This window comes from Sphingomonas sp. DMC8 (assembly GCF_056314185.1).
The window spans coordinates 107,101-125,083 of record NZ_JBQUYV010000002.1 but is presented as its reverse complement, the minus strand read 5'-3'; the positions used below and the strand labels follow the sequence as shown (position 1 = coordinate 125,083).

The window sequence follows — 17,983 nt, the reverse complement described above, 5'->3', positions numbered from 1 at the left end:
CCCTATCGCACCAGCGCTGCCAGCGCGGGCACGTCGATGGGGCCGGAACAGAGATATCCCTGGAAATACTGGCAACCTTCCTTCGCCAGCATGTCCAGTTGTTCCTCGGTCTCCACCCCTTCGGCGACCACCGCCAGTCCCAGCGAACGCGCCATATCGATCACGCCACGAACCACGATCCGGTCGCGGGCCGATCCAGTGATATCGTGCGACAGCTTCTTGTCGATCTTCAGATAATCGAGCGGCAGCGCCTTCAGATAGGCGAGACTGGAATAACCGGTTCCGAAATCGTCGATCGCCACCCGGCAGCCGGCGGTGCGCAGTTCGGACAGCAGTCGTGCAGCTTCGCTCAGATCGGCCATGATACCGCTTTCGGTGATTTCCACCGTCAGTCGTCCGCGCGGGAAGCCGGTGGAATCAATCCAGCCGAGCAGACTGTCGACGAACCCGCTCCGCGCCACATCGCCGGCGGTGACGTTGATCGAGAGGCGAAGGTGCTTGAGCGATTGCGGCCAGTGCGCCGCAACCGTAAGCGCACGCCGCTGGACATGTTCGCTCAGCACCGCCTCCAGCCCGGCGCGCTCGGCCGCAGCGAACAGCAGTTCCGCACCGATTTCGCCATGATGCGGATGTTGCCAGCGCGCCAGCGCCTCCACGCCGGTCACCTGCCCGGTGGCAATGGCCACCTGGGGCTGGAACAGCACACCGATCTCGCCGCGCTCAATGCCGCGCCGCAGGTCACCAATCAGCGATTCGACCGACGGGCCGCTGTGCGATTGCTGGCTGCCGTCGCCAAGCAAGGCTTCGCTAGCGCGCCGAATCAGGCTGCCGGCAGTATCACCGGCAACGCTTTCGGCAATCGCCACCCGCGCGCCCAGATGCGCCAGTTCGCCCCCTGCAACGAAGGGACGAGCAAGCGCCTCCTCCATCCGCCGCGTCGCGCCGCGCATCGCCGTGAGGCCAGGATCAATTGCAGCAGCAAGAAAGTCCGATCCGCCGACACGCGCGACAATCGCATCGCCCCCCAGCGTATCGCGCGCGACATCGGCGACACGGCGCGACACGCCGCGCAGCAGCTCGTCACCGGCGGCGCGGCCATAGGCGGTATTGACGGTATCGAAGCGCGTAAGACCGATCAGTAGCAGCCCCACGCGCGATCCGCTTTCAAGCTGTCGTTCGATCCAGCGCCGCGCGCTGGGCCCGTCGCGCGATCCCGTCAGCACATCGCGCACCGCCGCGCCGGGGTCGGGCGCCATACCCAGCGGCTCGACCAGCGCATCGACCCGGTGTGTTTCGGGATCATATTGCAGATGCTGCACCACCCGCCCTTTGCCAGGCAGGTCATGGGCGAATGCGGTCGAGCCCGCCTCGCGCAGCCGCTTCAGCGCGGCGCGGGCCAGGCGGCGGTCGGCCGGGTCGAGCCGCGCGAGCAGCGCCCGCAGGCCTGGCGCCTCCGGCAGCTCCAGCATTTCGGCGAGCGCCGGCGTCAGTTCCAGCGAACGCAGGCCGCGATCGAAGTGCCAGCCCAGCGGCTCGGCCTGACCACTCCCCTGCCCTAACCAGCCCGACAGCCGCTCGACATGGCGTTGGGCAAAGCGGATCGCATGCGCCATCGCCGCCGACGACATGGGACTTCCCAGAAAATGAGTGGCGCCGGCATCGTAGAAGCGGCCCATATGCACGGTGTCGCTCTGGGAGACGAGGATCAGCATCGCCGCGCCGTGCGCCCGTACCACCGGCCCCAGCATTCGCGCCGCCTCCAGCCCCTCGCTGAACGCGCCGCGTGCGTCGATCACCGCGACCGAGGCACCACTCGCCAGGAAGCGCGTCTCCAGCCCCTCGCTGCGCCGCGCCGCGACCACGCGCCAGCCGCCGCCCGCAGCAGCGGCCGCCACTTCGTCGCGCTGCCGGAAAGACAAAATGAAAACCGGCGTTTCGGGCGCGGCGTTGTTAGTTTGTACGACGGTGAAACCTTCATCCATACGATACCGATAGCGACTCCTTTCGCCCGCCGCCATCCAAGGCTTGTTTCCCGTCGCACAAGCCCTTACGTCCATCGTATGGCCAGCGCCCACGCCCCCGCGACGCCACCCATGCTGGTCGATCGCCATGGGCGCGCGATCCGCTATTTGCGGATTTCCGTTACTGACCGGTGCGATCTGCGCTGCCGCTATTGCATGTCGGAAGCAATGACGTTCCTGCCGCGTTCGGAGGTGCTGACGCTGGAAGAGCTGGCACTGATCGCCGAACGCTTCATCGCACGCGGCGTGACCAAGATTCGCCTTACGGGTGGCGAGCCGCTGGTGCGGCGCGACATGATCGAGCTGGTACGGCGGCTGGGCCGTCATGTCGGCATCGGCCTGCACGAGCTGACCCTGACTACCAACGGCACGCGGCTGGCGGATCATGCCGAGGCCCTGTTCAATGCCGGCGTCCGCCGCGTCAATGTAAGCCTCGATAGCCGCGATCCCGAGATTTTCCGCCATATCACGCGCCACGGCGACGTGGCCGACGTGCTGGCGGGCATCGCCGCGGCGCGGGCGGCGGGCCTGCAGATCAAGATCAACATGGTCGCACTCAAGGGACTGAACGAGGACGAAATTGCGCCGATGCTCGCCTGGGCGGTGGCGGAAGGACACGATCTGTCGCTGATCGAGACGATGCCGCTCGGCATGATCGACGAAGATCGCGCCGATCGTTTCCTGCCGCTGACCGGCGTGCTCGACCAGCTTCGGTCGCTTTTCGCGCTAGAGCCCGATGCGCATGACAGCGGCGGCCCCGCCCGCTATTGGCGCGTCGCGGGAACGGCGACGCGGCTGGGGCTCATTTCGCCGCTCACCGGCAATTTCTGCGCGAGCTGCAACCGCGTGCGGCTATCTACCGACGGGCGACTGCATATGTGCCTTGGCCATGACGATTCGATCGATCTCAAGGCTGCGATTCGCACCGGCGGGCTGGCTGCGGTGGATGCGGGGATCGACGCGGCGATGGCCGCCAAGCCCGAGGCGCATGACTTCCGCATCGCGCGCGGCGCTGCTCCTGCGGTGTCGCGTCATATGAGCGTTACCGGCGGATGAGCGGCGTCGCACGCGCATTGCTGGCATCGCCGACGCCGCCTGCCCAGGTGGCGGCCGAAGAGCTGCGCCAGGCCTATGACTGGGCACCGCTGGAGGAGGCCGAACAGGTCGTCGCCCTGGGCGGCGACGGGTTCATGCTCCAGACGCTCCACGCGATGCTGGAACGGCGTCGTATCCTGCCCGTGTTCGGCATGAACCTCGGCACGATCGGCTTCCTCATGAACGACTGGGCGCTGGAAGGGCTGGAGGCGCGGCTGGAGCGCGCGCGACCGTTCCGGGTTTCCCCCCTGTCGATGACCGCGGTGACGGTGGAGGGCGAAAGCTGTGTGCTTCCTGCCATCAACGAAGTCTCGCTGCTGCGCGAAACGCGCCAGACCGCCAAGCTGGAAGTAACGGTGAACGACCGGGTGGTGATGCCCGAGCTGGTGTGCGACGGCATTCTTGTGGCAACGCCGGCGGGTTCGACCGCCTATAATTTCTCGGCACAGGGCCCCATTCTCCCGCTCGGCTCGGCGCTGTTGACGCTGACTCCGATCAGCCCCTTCCGCCCCCGCCGCTGGCGCGGAGCGATTCTGCCGGAGAAAACCCGAATCAGCCTTCGTGTGCTGGAGGCCGACAAGCGACCGGTGAGCGCCGTTGCCGATCAACGCGAAGTTCGTGAAGTCGCCCGCGTCGACGTGGCGATTGACCTGATGCGCAGCCTGACCCTGCTGTTCGATCCGGAGCATGCGCTGGACGACAGAATCACGATGGAACAATTCATCGCGTAATACCCCTTGCAAAGTCCGAAAAGCCGCTGCTATAGGCGCGCCTCCCGACGCGGTGACACACCGCCTAGGGGTTGGACACCAGGTGTTCCCCGATAGCTCAGCGGTAGAGCATTCGACTGTTAATCGAATGGTCGTAGGTTCGAATCCTACTCGGGGAGCCACCTCTTTTTTGTCCGCCCGGTTCGGCCTTCCCATCCCAAAAATTGCGCCCCTAAGGGATAATCGCAAACCCTACTCCTATAGGGAAAAACCCGGGACACACGCTGTGTCACTATGGGTAATATCCCGATGCACCTTCGTACACTTCCTAAACCTCGATCCTATAATCCGTTGAGAACGCACAATGAAAAACGTGTCGGGAATCGCAGATAGGGAGACGTGGAATGGAACGGTTCAAGGCCGACTTCCCGATTAGAAAGAAACTGCAGGTCGCATTCGGTATCATGGTCACGCTGATGGCGGTGATGACGATTGCCACGCTGGCCTCCGGTGCCTGGGTTGCTGCCGGCCTGAACCTGGCGATGACGATCGTCGCGCTCGTCCTCGCCGTCCAGTTTCGCGCCGCTATCGCCGATCCCTATGTGGATACCGTAGTGCGGATGGAAGGGCTGGCCGCAGGCGACCTGACGAGCTCCATCGCCTATACCAACTACACCGACTGCGTTGGCCGCATGACCAAGGCGATGATGACCTTCCGCGACAACGCGCTCGAACAGCAGCGCACGGTTGCGGAACAGACCGAGGTGGTCGCCCTCCTCGCAGACGCTCTCGGCCAGTTGCGCCAGGGCGATCTGACCGCGACGATCGACAAGCCGGTTCCGCAATCCTACATGGCGCTGCGCGACGACTTCAATCTCGCACTGGCGAGCCTGCGCGACCTGATCGGCGCTGTGTCGGTGAGTGCGCACACGATCGAGACTGGGTCGGCCGAAATCGCGCATGCTTCCGAAGATCTGGCACGCCGCACGGAGGCCAATGCAGCGAGCCTGCAGGAAACCACAACCTCGATCGCGGAAATGGACCAGCGCCTGAAGCAGACTGCGCAGGCCGCAGCCCGCACCGTCAGCCGTGCAGACGGCGCGATGGGTACGGTTTCGGGTGGTCGCGTCATTGCCGACGAAGCAGTGTCGGCGATGGGCCGCGTGTCGGAAAGCGCCAAGGGCATCGACAGCGTCATCGAAGGGCTCGACAAGATCGCCTTCCAGACGCGCGTTCTGGCGATGAACGCCGCGGTTGAGGCGGGCCGAGCCGGCGAAGCGGGACGTGGTTTTGCCGTGGTCGCCGATCTGGTTTCGGCACTGGCGATGCGCGCCGAGGAAGAAGCCGGCCGCGCCCGCGACCAGCTCACCTCGACGCAGAGCGAAATTCTCTCGGCAGTCGAAATGGTCCGCAAGGTCGATGACGCGCTGGTGGCGATCTCCAGCGACGTTGCCGAGGTGCACGACCTGCTCGGCAATATGGCCAATGACAACAATGCCCAGGCGAGCGCGATCACGCAGATCAGCAGCGCGATCGGCTCGATGGATCACGCCACGCAGCAAAATGCCGCGATGGTTGAACAGACCTCGGCCGCAGCGCGTAACCTCGCTTCGGAAGTGAATGAACTCGCCAGCGCGGCTACGCGCTTCAATATCGGCAACAAGGCCCCGACGGCGCGTGCCAAGCCTGCACCCGCCGTAGCCCCGGCCCCCGCGCGCACCGCGCCCAAGGCCAATGGCTATGTGTCGCCCGTGAAGGCATTGCCGGTCGCGGCGATGGCCGGTGGCGACGACTGGAATGCCTTCTGATCTCCCTCCCCGGCCGCCCAGGCGGCCGGGGTATTTCCTGCCGCCTGAACGCAGACGCCCCTGACGGCAAGCGTTGCGCTTGCGACTCGTCTTCCCCCCTGCGATGCTGGGGCGATGGACGATCTCGACGCTTTCATCGCCGGCCTGCCCAAGGCCGAACTGCATCTCCACATCGAAGGCAGCCTGGAACCCGAGCAGATGTTCGCATTCGCCCGGCGCAATGGCGTGGAGATTCCGTTCGATAGCGTCGAGGCGGTCCGCGCCGCCTACAGCTTCTCCAATCTCCAGGACTTTCTCGACATCTATTACGCGGGCGCCAACGTGCTGCGCACCGAAGCCGATTTCCGCGACCTTGCCCTCGCCTATTTCGAGCGCGCCGCCGCCGACGGCGTGGTCCATGCGGAGATTTTCTTCGACCCCCAGACCCACACCCAGCGCGGGATCGCCTTCGGCACCGTGGCCGATGGGCTGCTGGCGGGCATGGCCGAAGCAGAATCGCGGCTGGGGGTAACGTCGAAGCTGATCCTGTGCTTCCTGCGCCATCTTGACGAGGAAGATGCCTTCCGCACCCTGGCAGAGGCGGAGCCCTGGCTCGATCGCATCGCCGGCGTGGGGCTCGACTCGTCCGAACTGGGCCACCCGCCTTCCAAATTCGCCCGGGTCTTCGCCGCCGCTGCCGAAAAGGGCCTGAAGCGCGTTGCCCATGCCGGGGAGGAAGGACCGGCAGCCTATGTGCACGAGGCGCTGGACCTGCTGGGCGTGGATCGGATCGACCATGGCAATCGTAGTCTCGACGATCCCGCGCTGGTCGCCCGGCTGGCACGATCTGGAATGACGCTCACCGTCTGCCCGCTGTCCAACGTGAAACTGTGCAACGTTGCCTCCATCGACACACACCCCATCGACCGGATGCTTGAACTCGGCCTGCGCGCGACCGTCAATTCGGACGACCCGGCCTATTTCGGTGGTTATATCGGCGAGAACTACCGCGCCGTGGCGAAAGGGCGCGGGCTGAACAAGGCGGCGCTGGCAATGCTGGCGCGCAACAGCTTCCTCGGTTCTTTCCTGCCCGATGCCGAGGTTGCGGCGCATCTCGCCCGCATCGATGTGTGGATGGCGGAGGCGGCGTGATGGGCGACATCGTCTTTACACACTTCGCTCATGACGAGATGGTGTCCGGCATCCACAGCATTGCCGGTGCGATCGGTGACTGGGCGCCGACCTTGCTGGTCGGCGTCGGCCGCGGCGGCCTCACGCCTGCGGTGTATCTGTCGCACCGGATCGGTCTTCCCTTGGTGTCGATCGATTATTCGACGCGCATCGCCCAGTTTGCAGAGGAGCTGGTGGCGGTGCTCGCCCGCCGCACTCGCGACGGCGACCGGCTGCTGTTTGTCGAGGACATCAACGACAGCGGCAAAACTATTGGCGAACTGCGCGCCGCGCTGGCAGCGGAGGGTGCGATGATGGCGCATATCCGTTTCGCCGTGCTGCTCGATAATATCCGCTCGAGCCAGCGCGTGGACTATCGCGCACGCACCATCGACCGCACGGTCGACAAGGACTGGTTCATCTTCCCCTGGGAGGCGATGGCACCACACAAAGCGGTGGAAAAGGACGCGCGGGCGGTGCCCGACCGGCTCGCCTGAATGCTTTGTTCAGCTACGGTCAATCGTGCGAATGCCACGGTTCACCGCGTGGACGCGCGGACACTTTTCGCCGGTGCGCGCGTTCGAGGGGCAGGCGGCGAAGGAATACCCTCAAGTGTCGGAGGAAAAATGTTAATTCAATCAAGCAAGGGCCGGAGAATCGCGGCGTTGGGCCTCGCGGTCGCAGCCAGCCTGTCGCTCGCTTCGTGCATGACCGCCACCCCCTATCAGCCTGCATCGGCCAGCGGATCGGTGCGCAACGGCTATTCGGACGAGCAGATCGAGGAAAATCGCTTTCGCGTAACCTTCTCGGGCAACAGCCTGACGTCGCGCGAAACGGTCGAGCGTTACCTGCTGTACCGGGCGGCCGAACTGACGCTGCAGAACGGCTATGACTATTTCGTGCTCTCCAACCGGGACACGGAAAAGAAGAGCGAAACCTATGCGACGCCGTCCTTCGGACCGGGGCCGTGGGGCTATTGGAGCCCCTATTGGCGCTATTATCGCCCGCACTGGGGCTGGCGGACCTGGGATCCGTTCTGGGGTGATCCGTTCTGGGATCGCGATGTCGATATCCGCACCGTCGACCGGTACGAGGCGATGGCAGAGATCGTGATGGGCAAGGGCCCCAAGCCGGCTGACAACCTGCGCGCCTTCGACGCGCACGAGGTCAAGGAACGGCTCGGCCCGAAGATCCAGATGCCGCAGACGCACTGAGCGGCAGAGCCTTGAAAACGAGGAAGGCGCCGGGGGAACCCGGCGCCTTCCTTTTTGTACCTCCCGCTTGCTCCCCTCCCGCACGCGAGAGGGGGCGCAGCGCGATTATGCCACCTGACCGTGGCAGTGCTTGTACTTCAGCCCCGAGCCGCACGGACAGGTCGCGTTACGGCTGACCACGCCGACCCACGAGGCGGGATCATCGCCCAGTGCCTCACCCGAAGGCTGCGGGATCGACAGCGGTGGCAGGCGCGTGGTGACGAGGCCCGCCGAACCGCCGTCCCAATCGGCGCTGTTGTCTTCGCCGGTCAGCGGATCGATTTGCGACGTGAGGAACGCCGGCAGCTCGGGCAGTTCGGGCGCTGGTGCCATGCGGAACTGGGCGAAGGCCAGCGTGCGCGTCACGTCCTCGCGGATATTGTCCAGCATGCGCTGGAACATCGCAAACGCCTCGTGCTTGTATTCGTTGATCGGCGTCTTCTGCGCATAGGCACGCAGGTGGACCACCTGACGCAGCGCGTCGAGCATCGCGAGATGCTCTTTCCAGTGATGGTCGAGATTCTGGAGCAGGATCGACTTTTCGATGTTGGTCCAGGTTTCCGGATCGAGATCGTCCGACTTTGCCCGCACCAGCGCATCGGCCTCGTTGCGGACGCGCTCCTCCAGAATTTCCGGATCGATCGCCTCTTCGTCCTTGATCCACTGGTCGACCGGCAGTTCGAGATTGAGCGTGTCGGACAGACGGGCCTTGAGCGCCTCGACATCCCATTGCTCTGGATAGCTGTTCGGCGGGCATGCCTCGCCGACGATCGCGTTGACGGTCTCGTGGCGCATATCCTCCACCACGCTGCCGACCGTCTCGGCGTCCATGATATCGGCGCGCTGTTCGTAGATCACCTTGCGCTGATCGTTCATCACGTCGTCATATTCGACGACCTGCTTGCGGATGTCGTAGTTGCGCGCCTCGACCTTGCGCTGCGCGGTCTCGATCGCCTTGGACAGCCACTTGCTGCCGATTGCCTCGCCATCCTCGATGTTCGAGCGCATCATCCGTGCGAACAGCGTGTTCGAGCCGAAGATGCGCAACAGATCGTCGTCGAGGCTGAGGTAGAAGCGGCTGAGACCCGGATCGCCCTGACGCCCCGAACGGCCGCGGAGCTGATTGTCGATGCGGCGGCTCTCGTGACGCTCGGTGCCCAGCACGAACAGGCCGCCCGCGGCCTTCACCTTTTCCTTTTCCTCGGCGACTTCGGCCTTGATCCGTTCGATCGCGGCGTCGCGTTCCGGCCCCTCGGGCATGTCGCGCAGTTCGTCGGCGACGCGGAACTCGACGTTACCGCCAAGCTGAATGTCGGTGCCGCGACCGGCCATGTTGGTGGAAACCGTCACCACGCCCAGCCGGCCCGCCTGGGCGACGATATGCGCTTCGCTTTCGTGGAAACGGGCGTTCAGCACCTCGTGCTTCACCCCTTCCTTGTGGAGAAAGGCGGAGAGCAGTTCCGACTTTTCGATCGAAACCGTACCGACCAGCACCGGCTGACCCTTCGCGGCATGATCCTTGATCTTCTTGGCGATCGCCGCGAATTTTTCCTCGGTCGTCTTGTAGAACTCGTCTTCCTCGTCGACGCGCTGCACCGGCAGGTTGGTCGGGATGGTGACGACGTTCATCTTGTAGATATCGTAGAATTCCGCCGCCTCGGTCGCAGCGGTGCCGGTCATGCCGCCCAGCTTGGGGTACATGCGGAAATAGTTCTGGAAGGTGATCGAGGCGAGCGTCTGGTTCTCCGGCTCGATGTTCACGCCTTCCTTGGCCTCGACCGCCTGGTGCAGACCTTCCGACCAGCGCCGGCCGTCCATCATGCGGCCGGTGAATTCGTCGATGATGACGACCTTGCCGTCCTTCACGATATAGTCGGTGTCGCGCTTGAACATCACGTTCGCGCGGAGCGCCTGGTTCAGGTGGTGGACCACCTGGGTATTCTCGAAATCATAGAGATTGGCGCCGACCAGCAGGCCGGCCGATTCCAGCATCCGCTCGACCTTTTCGGTGCCTTCCTCGGTCAGCACGATCGTGCGCTGCTTCTCGTCCTTCTCGTAATCGGCCGGATCGAGCTGCTTCACCACCGCATCGACACCGATATAGAGTTCGGACTTGTCGTCGGTCGGGCCGGAAATGATCAGCGGCGTGCGCGCCTCGTCGATCAGGATCGAATCGACTTCGTCGACGATCGCGAAATTGAACGGCCGCTGCACCATCGACCCGCGATCATATTTCATATTGTCGCGCAGATAGTCGAAGCCGAACTCGTTGTTGGTGCCATAGGTGATGTCGGCGGCATAAGCGTCGCGGCGTTCCTGGTCCGACAGGTTGGGCACGATCACCCCGGTGGTGAGGCCCAGAAAGCCGTAGATCTGGCTCATCCACTCGGCATCGCGGCGGGCCAGATAGTCGTTGACGGTAACGACATGCACGCCGTCGCCCGGCAGCGCGTTGAGATAGGTGGCGAGCGTCGCCACCAGCGTCTTGCCTTCGCCGGTGCGCATCTCGGCAATCTCGCCGCGGTGGAGGACGATGCCGCCGACCATCTGCACGTCATAATGACGCTGGCCGATCACCCGGCGCGCTGCCTCGCGCACCGTGGCGAAGGCCTCGGGGAGCAGATCGTCAAGCTTGGCGCCGTTGGCGAGCTGTTCGCGGAACTTCACCGTCTGCGCGGCAAGCTGCGTGTCGTCCATCGCCTGCAGCGCCGGTTCGAAGCCGGCGATCTTCTGGAGGATCGGGTTGAGCGACTTGACGTAGCGATCGTTGGACGAACCGAAAAGCGTCTTGGCAATGGCGCCGAGCATGGAAATTCCTGACCTGTTCTGAATGGGTTCGGGCGGACGCGACCGGAACGGCACGGCATCCGCCGGCGTGCGCCGCACTGGGGCGGCTGCAAAGGGATAGGCCCGCGCGCGCGGCGGGCCGGATCGCTATTCGCGCCGCTGCTCGAAGGCGAGGCGCAGCTGCGGCAGCGGGGCCGCGGCGAGATAGGCGAAGGTCTCGTTCGCGACACGAGGTAGCGCCGGCGCAACCGCCGCCGCTGCGATGATGTGCCGGGCCGGCTGGACTACGGCCTGCGCAACCTCGGCCACGCGCACCACCGCCACGCCCTGCACCGGCCGCACGCCGCGCTCGCCCGACACGCCGGTCAGGCTGGCGAAAAGTGCAGTGAGGAGCAGCAGCAGTTCCAAGGGAAACCCTGATTTACACAGCGACGGCATCGTACCCGATCCGGGCACAACGCACGTCACATAGGGAATGGTACACGGTTCGTCTAATCAAAAGCTAAGGCTTGGCTGGTGCGGCAGCCTGAAAGGAGACGATATACTCGGCAGCTTTGGCTTCCGGCTTACCAAACTTTGGCGACGGAGCGGCAGCAAAGCGAAGTTGCCGACAGGCAGCGCGGTCGACCGCCGCGCTTCCGCTAGACTCCTCCACCTGGCAATCAGCAACGCGTTGGTCCTTGCCGAAGTGGAGCAGCGCCTTTACCGGCTGTCGATAGCCAGCAGGCAGCGTTACCACCTTGAGATCGAAAAGGCTGGGGCCTGTCGGCTCCTGCGAACCTGCGCTACCGTCGATCCCTATGCGAGCAGGGGCCGAATGGCCAAGATGCCAGCTAAAGCGACCGACAAGCGTCGATTCAACGGCAGCGCCGCTGCTGTCATGTGCAGGACTGAAGCTTCCCCTACGCATCATCAGCAGGCACACAGCCCGGTCAAGCCCCGGATAACCCCTGGAAGCGGTCACACCGCATTTCGCTCCGCGCCCCGACGCATCGACAGATAACACAAACTCCACCTCACCCTCATGACGCTGGCGCTGCTCGGACGGCGGATAGTCGTCGTTCGTGATCCAGGGAAAATTGCCAAGCGGCAAGGCTTCCGTCGCCCCGCCCACATCCTGCGCCTGCGCCGCGAGCAGCGCCATCACCAAAAGCATTGATCTTTACCCCCCCATGCACGAAGCACGCGCCGCATCCTAACCTGAGGCGGTTCCATGTCCACCAGCACCTCTCCGCTTGCCCTGCCGTTCCCCGCTCTGCCCGCAATTGATGGTGTCACGTTGCGCGTCGCGCGGGCGCGGTACAAGAACTGGGATCGCTGCGACCTGACCTTCGTCACGCTCGATCCGGGCACCAGCGTTGCGGGCGTGCTGACCAGCAGCAAATGCCCCTCGCCCGAAGTCGAATGGTGCCGCCAGGCGCTGCCGCTCGGGCAGGCGCGCGCGCTGGTGGTGAATGCCGGCAATTCCAACGCCTTCACCGGCAATCGCGGCCGCGCGGCGGTGGAGGCGATTGCCGCCCGCACCGCCCGCCATCTCGGCTGCGAACCCTCCGACGTGTTCGTCGCCTCCACCGGCGTGATCGGCGTGCCGCTGCCGATCGACAAGGCCGAAGCCGGCTTGGATGCAGCCTATGGGGCGGAGCCGTGCAGCTGGGAAGCAGCCGCCGCGACGATCATGACGACGGACACCTTCGCCAAGGGCGCCGTCACGACTGCGGTGGTCGATGGCCGCACGGTGACGCTGGCCGGCATCATCAAGGGGTCGGGCATGATCGCGCCGGACATGGCGACGATGCTGGGCTTTATCTTCACCGACGCCGCGATCGAGCCCGCCTTCCTCCAGCGCGCACTGGCCGACGCCAACGGCACCAGCTTCTCGTGCATCACAGTCGATGGCGACACCTCGACCAGCGATACGGTGCTCGCCTTCGCAACCGGCAAGGCGGGCAACGCCCCGCTCGCAAGCGATGACGATGCCGGCGCCGATGCCTTCCGCGCCGCGCTGGCCGATCTCTGCCGCCAGCTCGCGCTGCTGGTCGTCCGCGACGGCGAAGGCGCGCAGAAGCTGATCGAGATCACCGTCGAAGGCGCTGTGTCCGACGCCAGCGCGCACCGCATCGCCATGTCGATCGCCAATTCGCCGCTGGTGAAGACCGCCATTGCCGGCGAGGACGCGAACTGGGGCCGCGTGGTGATGGCGGTCGGCAAAGCCGGCGAACCCGCCGAGCGCGACCGGCTCGCCATCCGCTTCGGCACCACCCAGGTGGCGCGCGAGGGGCTGGCGGTCGAGGGCTATGACGAGGCGCCGGTCGCCGCGCACCTGAAGGGCCAGGAAATCGAGATCGGCGTCGATCTCGGGCTCGGCGAAGGCCGCGCGACGGTTTGGACCTGCGACCTGACCCACGGCTATATCTCGATCAACGCCGATTACCGGAGCTAATTGCAATGCATCACCACCACGCGGCCGTTGCGCAACTGATGCACACGGTTGCCAACTCTGTAATCTTACCGCGCTTCCGCAACCTCGCCACGCACGAGGTCATAGAAAAGACGCCGGGCGAACTGGTTACGATTGCCGACCGCGAGGCGGAACTACGTCTGACGGAAGGCCTTGCCGCCATCGACGGCGACGCGGTGATCTTCGGGGAGGAAGCCTGTGCCGCCGATCCTTCACTGATGGCGCAGGCGACGGCGGCACGCGCCTGGATCATCGATCCAATCGACGGCACCGCCAATTTTGCGAACGGAGAGCCTCCGTTCGGGATCATGATCGCGCTGGTCGAAGCGGGGGTGACACAGGCGGGCTGGCTTTATGACCCGGTGGCAGGGCGGATGTGCCATGCGGTGCTGGGCGGCGGCGCGTTCATTGATGATGTCGTTGTGCGCGCTCGACCGAGCGGCAGCAGGCCACTGGGAGCCGTGTCGCACGTCGGTCAGTCGGCAGAAGACTATACCGCCCGCGCTGCGCGGTTCAGTGAACAGTTCGACCTGGTGCCGCTGCCGCGCTGCGCGGCGGAAAATTATCCCCGGCTGGTGCTGGGGCAGAATGACATCGCCGTTTTCCGTCGCACGCTGGTGTGGGACCATGCGCCCGGCGCCCTCTTCCTCACCGAAGCCGGCGGCTATGTCGCCCGCTGGGACGGCAGCCCCTATCGCATCGGCGATGACGGGATAGGCATCGTCGCTGCCTCCACCCCCGAACTGGGCCGGCGCGCGACGGCATTGTTGTTCGGCTGAAGCACACGCTCCCCTCCCGCAAGCGGGAGGGGAGCGAAGACTGGGCAAGGCTCAGTCCCTCAAAGTTCCTTTTCGATCCACTGCTTGATCGCGCTCTTGGGCAGCGCGCCGACCTGGGTGGCGGCCTGCTGGCCGTTCTTGAACAGGATCATCGTCGGAATGCCGCGCACGCCATATTTGGTCGGCGCGTCGGGATTCTCGTCGATGTCGATCTTCACGATCTGCACCTTGTCCGCCAGTTCCTCGGCCAGTTCTTCCAGCGCCGGCGCGATCATGCGGCACGGGCCGCACCATTCGGCCCAGAAATCGACGAGAACCGGCTTGTCCGCCTGCAGCACGTCGGTTTCGAAAGTGGCGTCGGTGGTCGCCAGGGTGGCGGTACCCATATCATAATCTCCTGAACTTCGTGTTGGCCGGTAATCTATGTACGCTGCCGCTTTCGCTCAAGCGCGTAGTACCAAGCTTTGCTCCTACCCCGCGTAGCCCGGCTTGTGCGCGTCGAGAAGGGCTTCCGGTAATGCGTACAGCACCGGCCCGGCGGCATAGAGTAGCGCAGCCTCCACGTCCCGGCCCGGAAAGATCACCCGGAGCGCCGCGACATAGGCCGCCATCTGGCGCAGGTGATAGGCGGGAATGTCCGCCAGCGTGGCCGGCGCCCGCCGCCCGGTCTTGAAATCGACCACCCGCACCCGGTCGGGCAGCACCACCAGCCGGTCGACCGTGCCGGAGACGACAACGCCGTCCGCCACCACCGCCGCAATCGGCGCCTCGCCCAGCGAATCTGGCCCGAACAGTTCGGCAAAGCGCGGGTCTTCCGTCACTGCCAGCGCCGCGTCGATCAGCGCGGCGCGATCCCCGGGCTCGGCCAGCCCGCCCGCCCCCACCAGCCAGCGATCTGCAGCGGCGCGGCGCGCGTCGGGAGCGACACTCGGCAGCCTCTCAAACAGGGCATGAAGTAGCCGCCCCCGCTCGGCAGCGGCGCGCATCGCGGGGCCGGGCGGCGGATCGGCGACCTGATCCTCGCCCAGCGACGAAGGCGCCAGCGGGCGCGGCGGGCGCGATTCCTCCGGCGCCGAGGCGTGGAGCCAGCCTGGCAGCACAGGCGCAGGCCGCGACGGCGCTGGTGCGGGCGCCGTGACCGCCCTGACTGGCGCCTGCGGATGCAACCCTTGGAAGCTGCGCACCCCTGCCTTGTCCGCCGCGACGCCCAGCGCGTCGAACGCAGCAGCGCTCGCGGCATACCAGCTCTTTTCCGGCGGCTGGCCCTTGGCTTGCGGCCCCAGCGCGCCGGCAATCACCAGCCGCTCCTCCGCCCGCGTCGCCGCGACGTAGAAGAGCCGCCAATGCTCCTGCAGCTCACGCGCGTCCGCCTCGGCCAGCGCCTCGGCCAGCGGCCCGTCGCGCTCAGCACTGCGCGGGCGGAAGATCGGGAATTTCTCGGCTTCCTCCGGCGCCCATTTCAGGAAGCTGCGCGGGCTGCGCGTCGGGTCCACCGTGGCATCGGCCAGGATCACCAGCGGCGCCTGCAATCCCTTCGATCCATGCGCGGTCATCACCCGCACCGCCGGCTGCGGCTGGGCGGCATCGCGCACGATCTCGACATCGCCGCGATCGAACCAGTCGAGGAAGCGCTGGAGCGACGGCGTCGCCCGCGTCTCGAAGGTCAGCGCGGCGTTGAGCAGTTCCTCGATCGGATCGCGTGCTTCCTCGCCCAGCCGGAGCAGCAGCTTGCGTCGCCCCTGCAACGGCCCCGACAGGATTTCCTCCAGGAACCGGTACGGCGTGGCGATGTCCGCGCGGCGTAGCAGCTCGTACAGCGGCGCCAGCCTTTCGGCCGATTGGGTAGCGCGCAAATGCCGCCAGAGCCCGCCATGCGGCCGCACCGCCGCCGCCATCAGTTCCTCCTGGCTCCAGCCGATAAGCGGTGAGACCAACACAGCGGCGAGCGACAAGTCATCTTCGGGCTGAAGCACGAAGCGGATCGCCGCCAGCAGGTCCTGCACCGCCAGCGGCGCGTTGAGCCGCAGCCGGTCGACGCCCGCCACCGGCACGCCCTCGGCATAGAGCCGCGCGACGATCAGCGAGGCGAGCTCACCGCGCCGCTTCACCAGCACCATCACATCGCCAGGGGCGAGCAGCCGCCCCTTGCTCTCCAGCGGCAGCGTGCCGACCCAGTCGCGGATCTGGCGCGCGATCTTCGTCGCCAGCGCGCGAGTGGCGTCGCCGATCCAATCCTCTTCGTCCGCCTCGCTGCCACCATCGGTGACGGGCGGCCACAGCGTTACCGTGCCCGGCCCCGGCACTTCGCTGGCATGCGGCTCGCGGTCGCTCATCGGCCCCATGCCGGGCGCCGGCAACGCGGCAAGCGCGGCATCGACGAATTCCAGCACCGGCCGGGTCGAGCGGAAGCTGTGGGTAAGCGACAGCGATTCGAGCGGCGGCGCCTCCACCTCATAGTCGCTATGGATATTGGCCAGCGCCTTGAACCGCTCAAACGCGGCGCGGAAAAAGACCGGGTCGGTGCCCTGAAAGCCGAAGATCGCCTGTTTATAGTCGCCGACGGTGAACAGCGTCCGAACCATGTCGCCGCGCGCGCCCTCGCCGGCAAAAAACTCGTCGGCCATAGCACCGACAATCGCCCATTGCCGCGGATTAGTGTCCTGCGCCTCGTCAATCAGCAAATGCTCGGTCGTCTGGTCGAGCTTGTAACGAACCCATTCGCCCATTCCCAGCTGGCCGAGCAGCGCGATGGTGCGGCCGATCAGGTCGTCGAAATCGACCGCACCCAGCCGCCGCTTCGCCGCGGCATAGGCGCGGGCATAGTCGCGCCCTGCCTCCAGCCCGCGCGCGAGCAGATCGACATAGCCGGCGCGCACCTGCATCGCGAGCAGTTCGCCGCACCGGCCGTACAGGCGCATCGCCGCTTCGGCATAACCGGGCTCCTGCGGCGCCTGCCCCTTGGCGAAGCTGCGCGGATCGCCCTTGGCGGTCGCCCAGACGAGGTGCAGCTGGTCGAGCATCACGGCGCGTTCGACGGGCGAGCGGGCAAGCCAAGCGGCGATCACATCGGCACGTTCAAGACCGCGTGCGGTTCCCCATTGCGAATTATTCGCAGCGATAATGCGTAGCGTTCGCACATCGAACAGCTCATCGGTACAGCAGCGCTCGACCTCTTCGCCGATGTCGCCCTGGGGCAAATCGAAGGCGCGCCGTAGCCAGGGCTGGATGCCGGCGGGCAGCGCCTCCAGCGCCTCGCCGGCCCGCGCGCATTCCTGCAGGAAACCTTCCGCCCCGCCCTCGCCCAGCCGCAGGCTGAGCGCGCCGATCGCTTCGATCACGCCTTCGCGCCCCTCGCGGCGGGCATCGACCAGCATCTCGGCCAGCGTCTCGCGCGCCAGCACCGCTTCCTCGCGTGCCTCCAACGGGCGAAAGCCCGGGACCAGCCCCGCCTCGACCGGGAAGGCCGACAGCAGCGACTGGCAGAAGCTGTGGATCGTCTGGATGCGAATACCGCCGCCCGGCGCGTCGAGCACCTTGGCGAACAGCGTGCGGGCACGGGCGAGGTGCGCAGGAGCGATGCTTTCCCCCAGCGCCTCAAGGTCCGCAACTAGCTCCTCCGGCTTGGCCCGCACCCAATGCGCCAGCTTGCCGGTGATCCGCTCGGACATTTCCGCGGCGCCAGCCTTGGTGAAGGTAAGGCACAGAATCGCCGACGGATCGGTGCCCGCGAGCAGCAAGCGCCACACTCGCGCGGCAAGCACCTGCGTCTTGCCAGTGCCGGCCGAGGCCGACAGCCAGACATGCCGGCGCGGGTCGCTGGCGAGCTTCTGGTTCCCCCTCAGCGGATGGAGCTTGGCGGGGCCGCGGGTCATTCGAGCCCCCCAACACCAGAACGGCGGCAGCATGCGCTCCCCTCCCGCTTG

The 17,983-nt window shown here is 65.9% G+C and carries 14 protein-coding genes and 1 tRNA gene; 9 read left to right on the top strand and 6 right to left on the bottom strand.

The window, feature by feature from the left end:
* Positions 1 to 2: 2 nt before the first annotated feature.
* The gene (locus tag ACT53K_RS04655; RefSeq protein ID WP_476227389.1) at positions 3 to 1,982 is read right to left on the bottom strand and encodes a putative bifunctional diguanylate cyclase/phosphodiesterase; all 1,980 of its coding nucleotides are present in this window, start codon (positions 1,980 to 1,982) and stop codon (positions 3 to 5) included.
* A gap of 78 nt (positions 1,983 to 2,060) precedes the next feature.
* Between ACT53K_RS04655 and moaA the strand changes: the two genes are divergently transcribed.
* The 7 genes from moaA to ACT53K_RS04620 all read left to right on the top strand — a co-directional run bounded on the left by moaA (position 2,061) and on the right by ACT53K_RS04620 (position 7,997).
* Complete coding sequence (moaA, locus tag ACT53K_RS04650) at positions 2,061 to 3,077, top strand: GTP 3',8-cyclase MoaA (RefSeq protein WP_476227388.1); 1,017 nt, start codon at positions 2,061 to 2,063, stop codon at positions 3,075 to 3,077.
* Positions 3,074 to 3,847, top strand: coding sequence for an NAD kinase (locus tag ACT53K_RS04645; RefSeq protein WP_476227387.1), 774 nt, complete (start codon positions 3,074 to 3,076; stop codon positions 3,845 to 3,847). Before moaA ends, ACT53K_RS04645 begins: the two co-directional genes overlap by 4 nt.
* Before the next feature lie 86 nt (positions 3,848 to 3,933).
* A tRNA-Asn gene (locus ACT53K_RS04640) sits at positions 3,934 to 4,008 on the top strand.
* Positions 4,009 to 4,230: 222 nt separating this feature from the next.
* Positions 4,231 to 5,634 (top strand): methyl-accepting chemotaxis protein, encoded by a 1,404-nt coding sequence (locus ACT53K_RS04635; protein WP_476227386.1) that lies wholly within the window; start codon positions 4,231 to 4,233, stop codon positions 5,632 to 5,634.
* A 114-nt stretch (positions 5,635 to 5,748) separates the two neighbouring features.
* Positions 5,749 to 6,765, top strand: coding sequence for an adenosine deaminase (locus tag ACT53K_RS04630; RefSeq protein ID WP_476227385.1), 1,017 nt, complete (start codon positions 5,749 to 5,751; stop codon positions 6,763 to 6,765).
* The gene (locus ACT53K_RS04625) at positions 6,765 to 7,280 is read left to right on the top strand and encodes a phosphoribosyltransferase (RefSeq protein WP_476227384.1); all 516 of its coding nucleotides are present in this window, start codon (positions 6,765 to 6,767) and stop codon (positions 7,278 to 7,280) included. The genes ACT53K_RS04630 and ACT53K_RS04625 overlap by 1 nt, the downstream gene beginning before the upstream one ends.
* A 168-nt stretch (positions 7,281 to 7,448) precedes the next feature.
* Positions 7,449 to 7,997 (top strand): CC0125/CC1285 family lipoprotein, encoded by a 549-nt coding sequence (locus tag ACT53K_RS04620; RefSeq protein WP_476227383.1) that lies wholly within the window; start codon positions 7,449 to 7,451, stop codon positions 7,995 to 7,997.
* A gap of 105 nt (positions 7,998 to 8,102) precedes the next feature.
* Here the strand turns inward: ACT53K_RS04620 and secA are convergent, their stop codons facing one another.
* The 3 genes from secA to ACT53K_RS04605 form a co-directional block, all read right to left on the bottom strand.
* Positions 8,103 to 10,844 carry a preprotein translocase subunit SecA gene (secA, locus tag ACT53K_RS04615; protein ID WP_476227382.1) on the bottom strand — a complete coding sequence of 914 codons (2,742 nt, stop codon included), beginning with the start codon at positions 10,842 to 10,844 and terminating at the stop codon, positions 8,103 to 8,105.
* Between the two features lie 126 nt (positions 10,845 to 10,970).
* A complete protein-coding gene (locus tag ACT53K_RS04610) occupies positions 10,971 to 11,231 on the bottom strand; it encodes a hypothetical protein (RefSeq protein ID WP_476227381.1) in 261 nt (86 codons plus the stop codon).
* A 94-nt stretch (positions 11,232 to 11,325) separates the two neighbouring features.
* On the bottom strand, positions 11,326 to 11,967 hold the full coding sequence (locus tag ACT53K_RS04605) for a TonB family protein (RefSeq protein ID WP_476227969.1): 642 nt from the start codon (positions 11,965 to 11,967) through the stop codon (positions 11,326 to 11,328).
* 69 nt (positions 11,968 to 12,036) lie between these two features.
* Here ACT53K_RS04605 and argJ point away from each other — a divergent pair, with 69 nt between their 5' ends.
* On the top strand, positions 12,037 to 13,263 hold the full coding sequence (gene argJ, locus ACT53K_RS04600; RefSeq protein ID WP_476227380.1) for a bifunctional glutamate N-acetyltransferase/amino-acid acetyltransferase ArgJ: 1,227 nt from the start codon (positions 12,037 to 12,039) through the stop codon (positions 13,261 to 13,263).
* 5 nt (positions 13,264 to 13,268) lie between these two features.
* A complete protein-coding gene (locus ACT53K_RS04595; protein ID WP_476227379.1) occupies positions 13,269 to 14,060 on the top strand; it encodes an inositol monophosphatase family protein in 792 nt (263 codons plus the stop codon).
* Positions 14,061 to 14,119: 59 nt separating this feature from the next.
* Here ACT53K_RS04595 and trxA read toward each other — a convergent pair whose 3' ends face one another.
* Both trxA and addA read right to left on the bottom strand, forming a co-directional pair.
* A complete protein-coding gene (gene trxA / locus ACT53K_RS04590; protein WP_476227378.1) occupies positions 14,120 to 14,446 on the bottom strand; it encodes a thioredoxin in 327 nt (108 codons plus the stop codon).
* Between the two features lie 84 nt (positions 14,447 to 14,530).
* Complete coding sequence (gene addA / locus ACT53K_RS04585; protein WP_476227377.1) at positions 14,531 to 17,932, bottom strand: double-strand break repair helicase AddA; 3,402 nt, start codon at positions 17,930 to 17,932, stop codon at positions 14,531 to 14,533.
* Between the last annotated feature and the right edge of the window lie 51 nt (positions 17,933 to 17,983).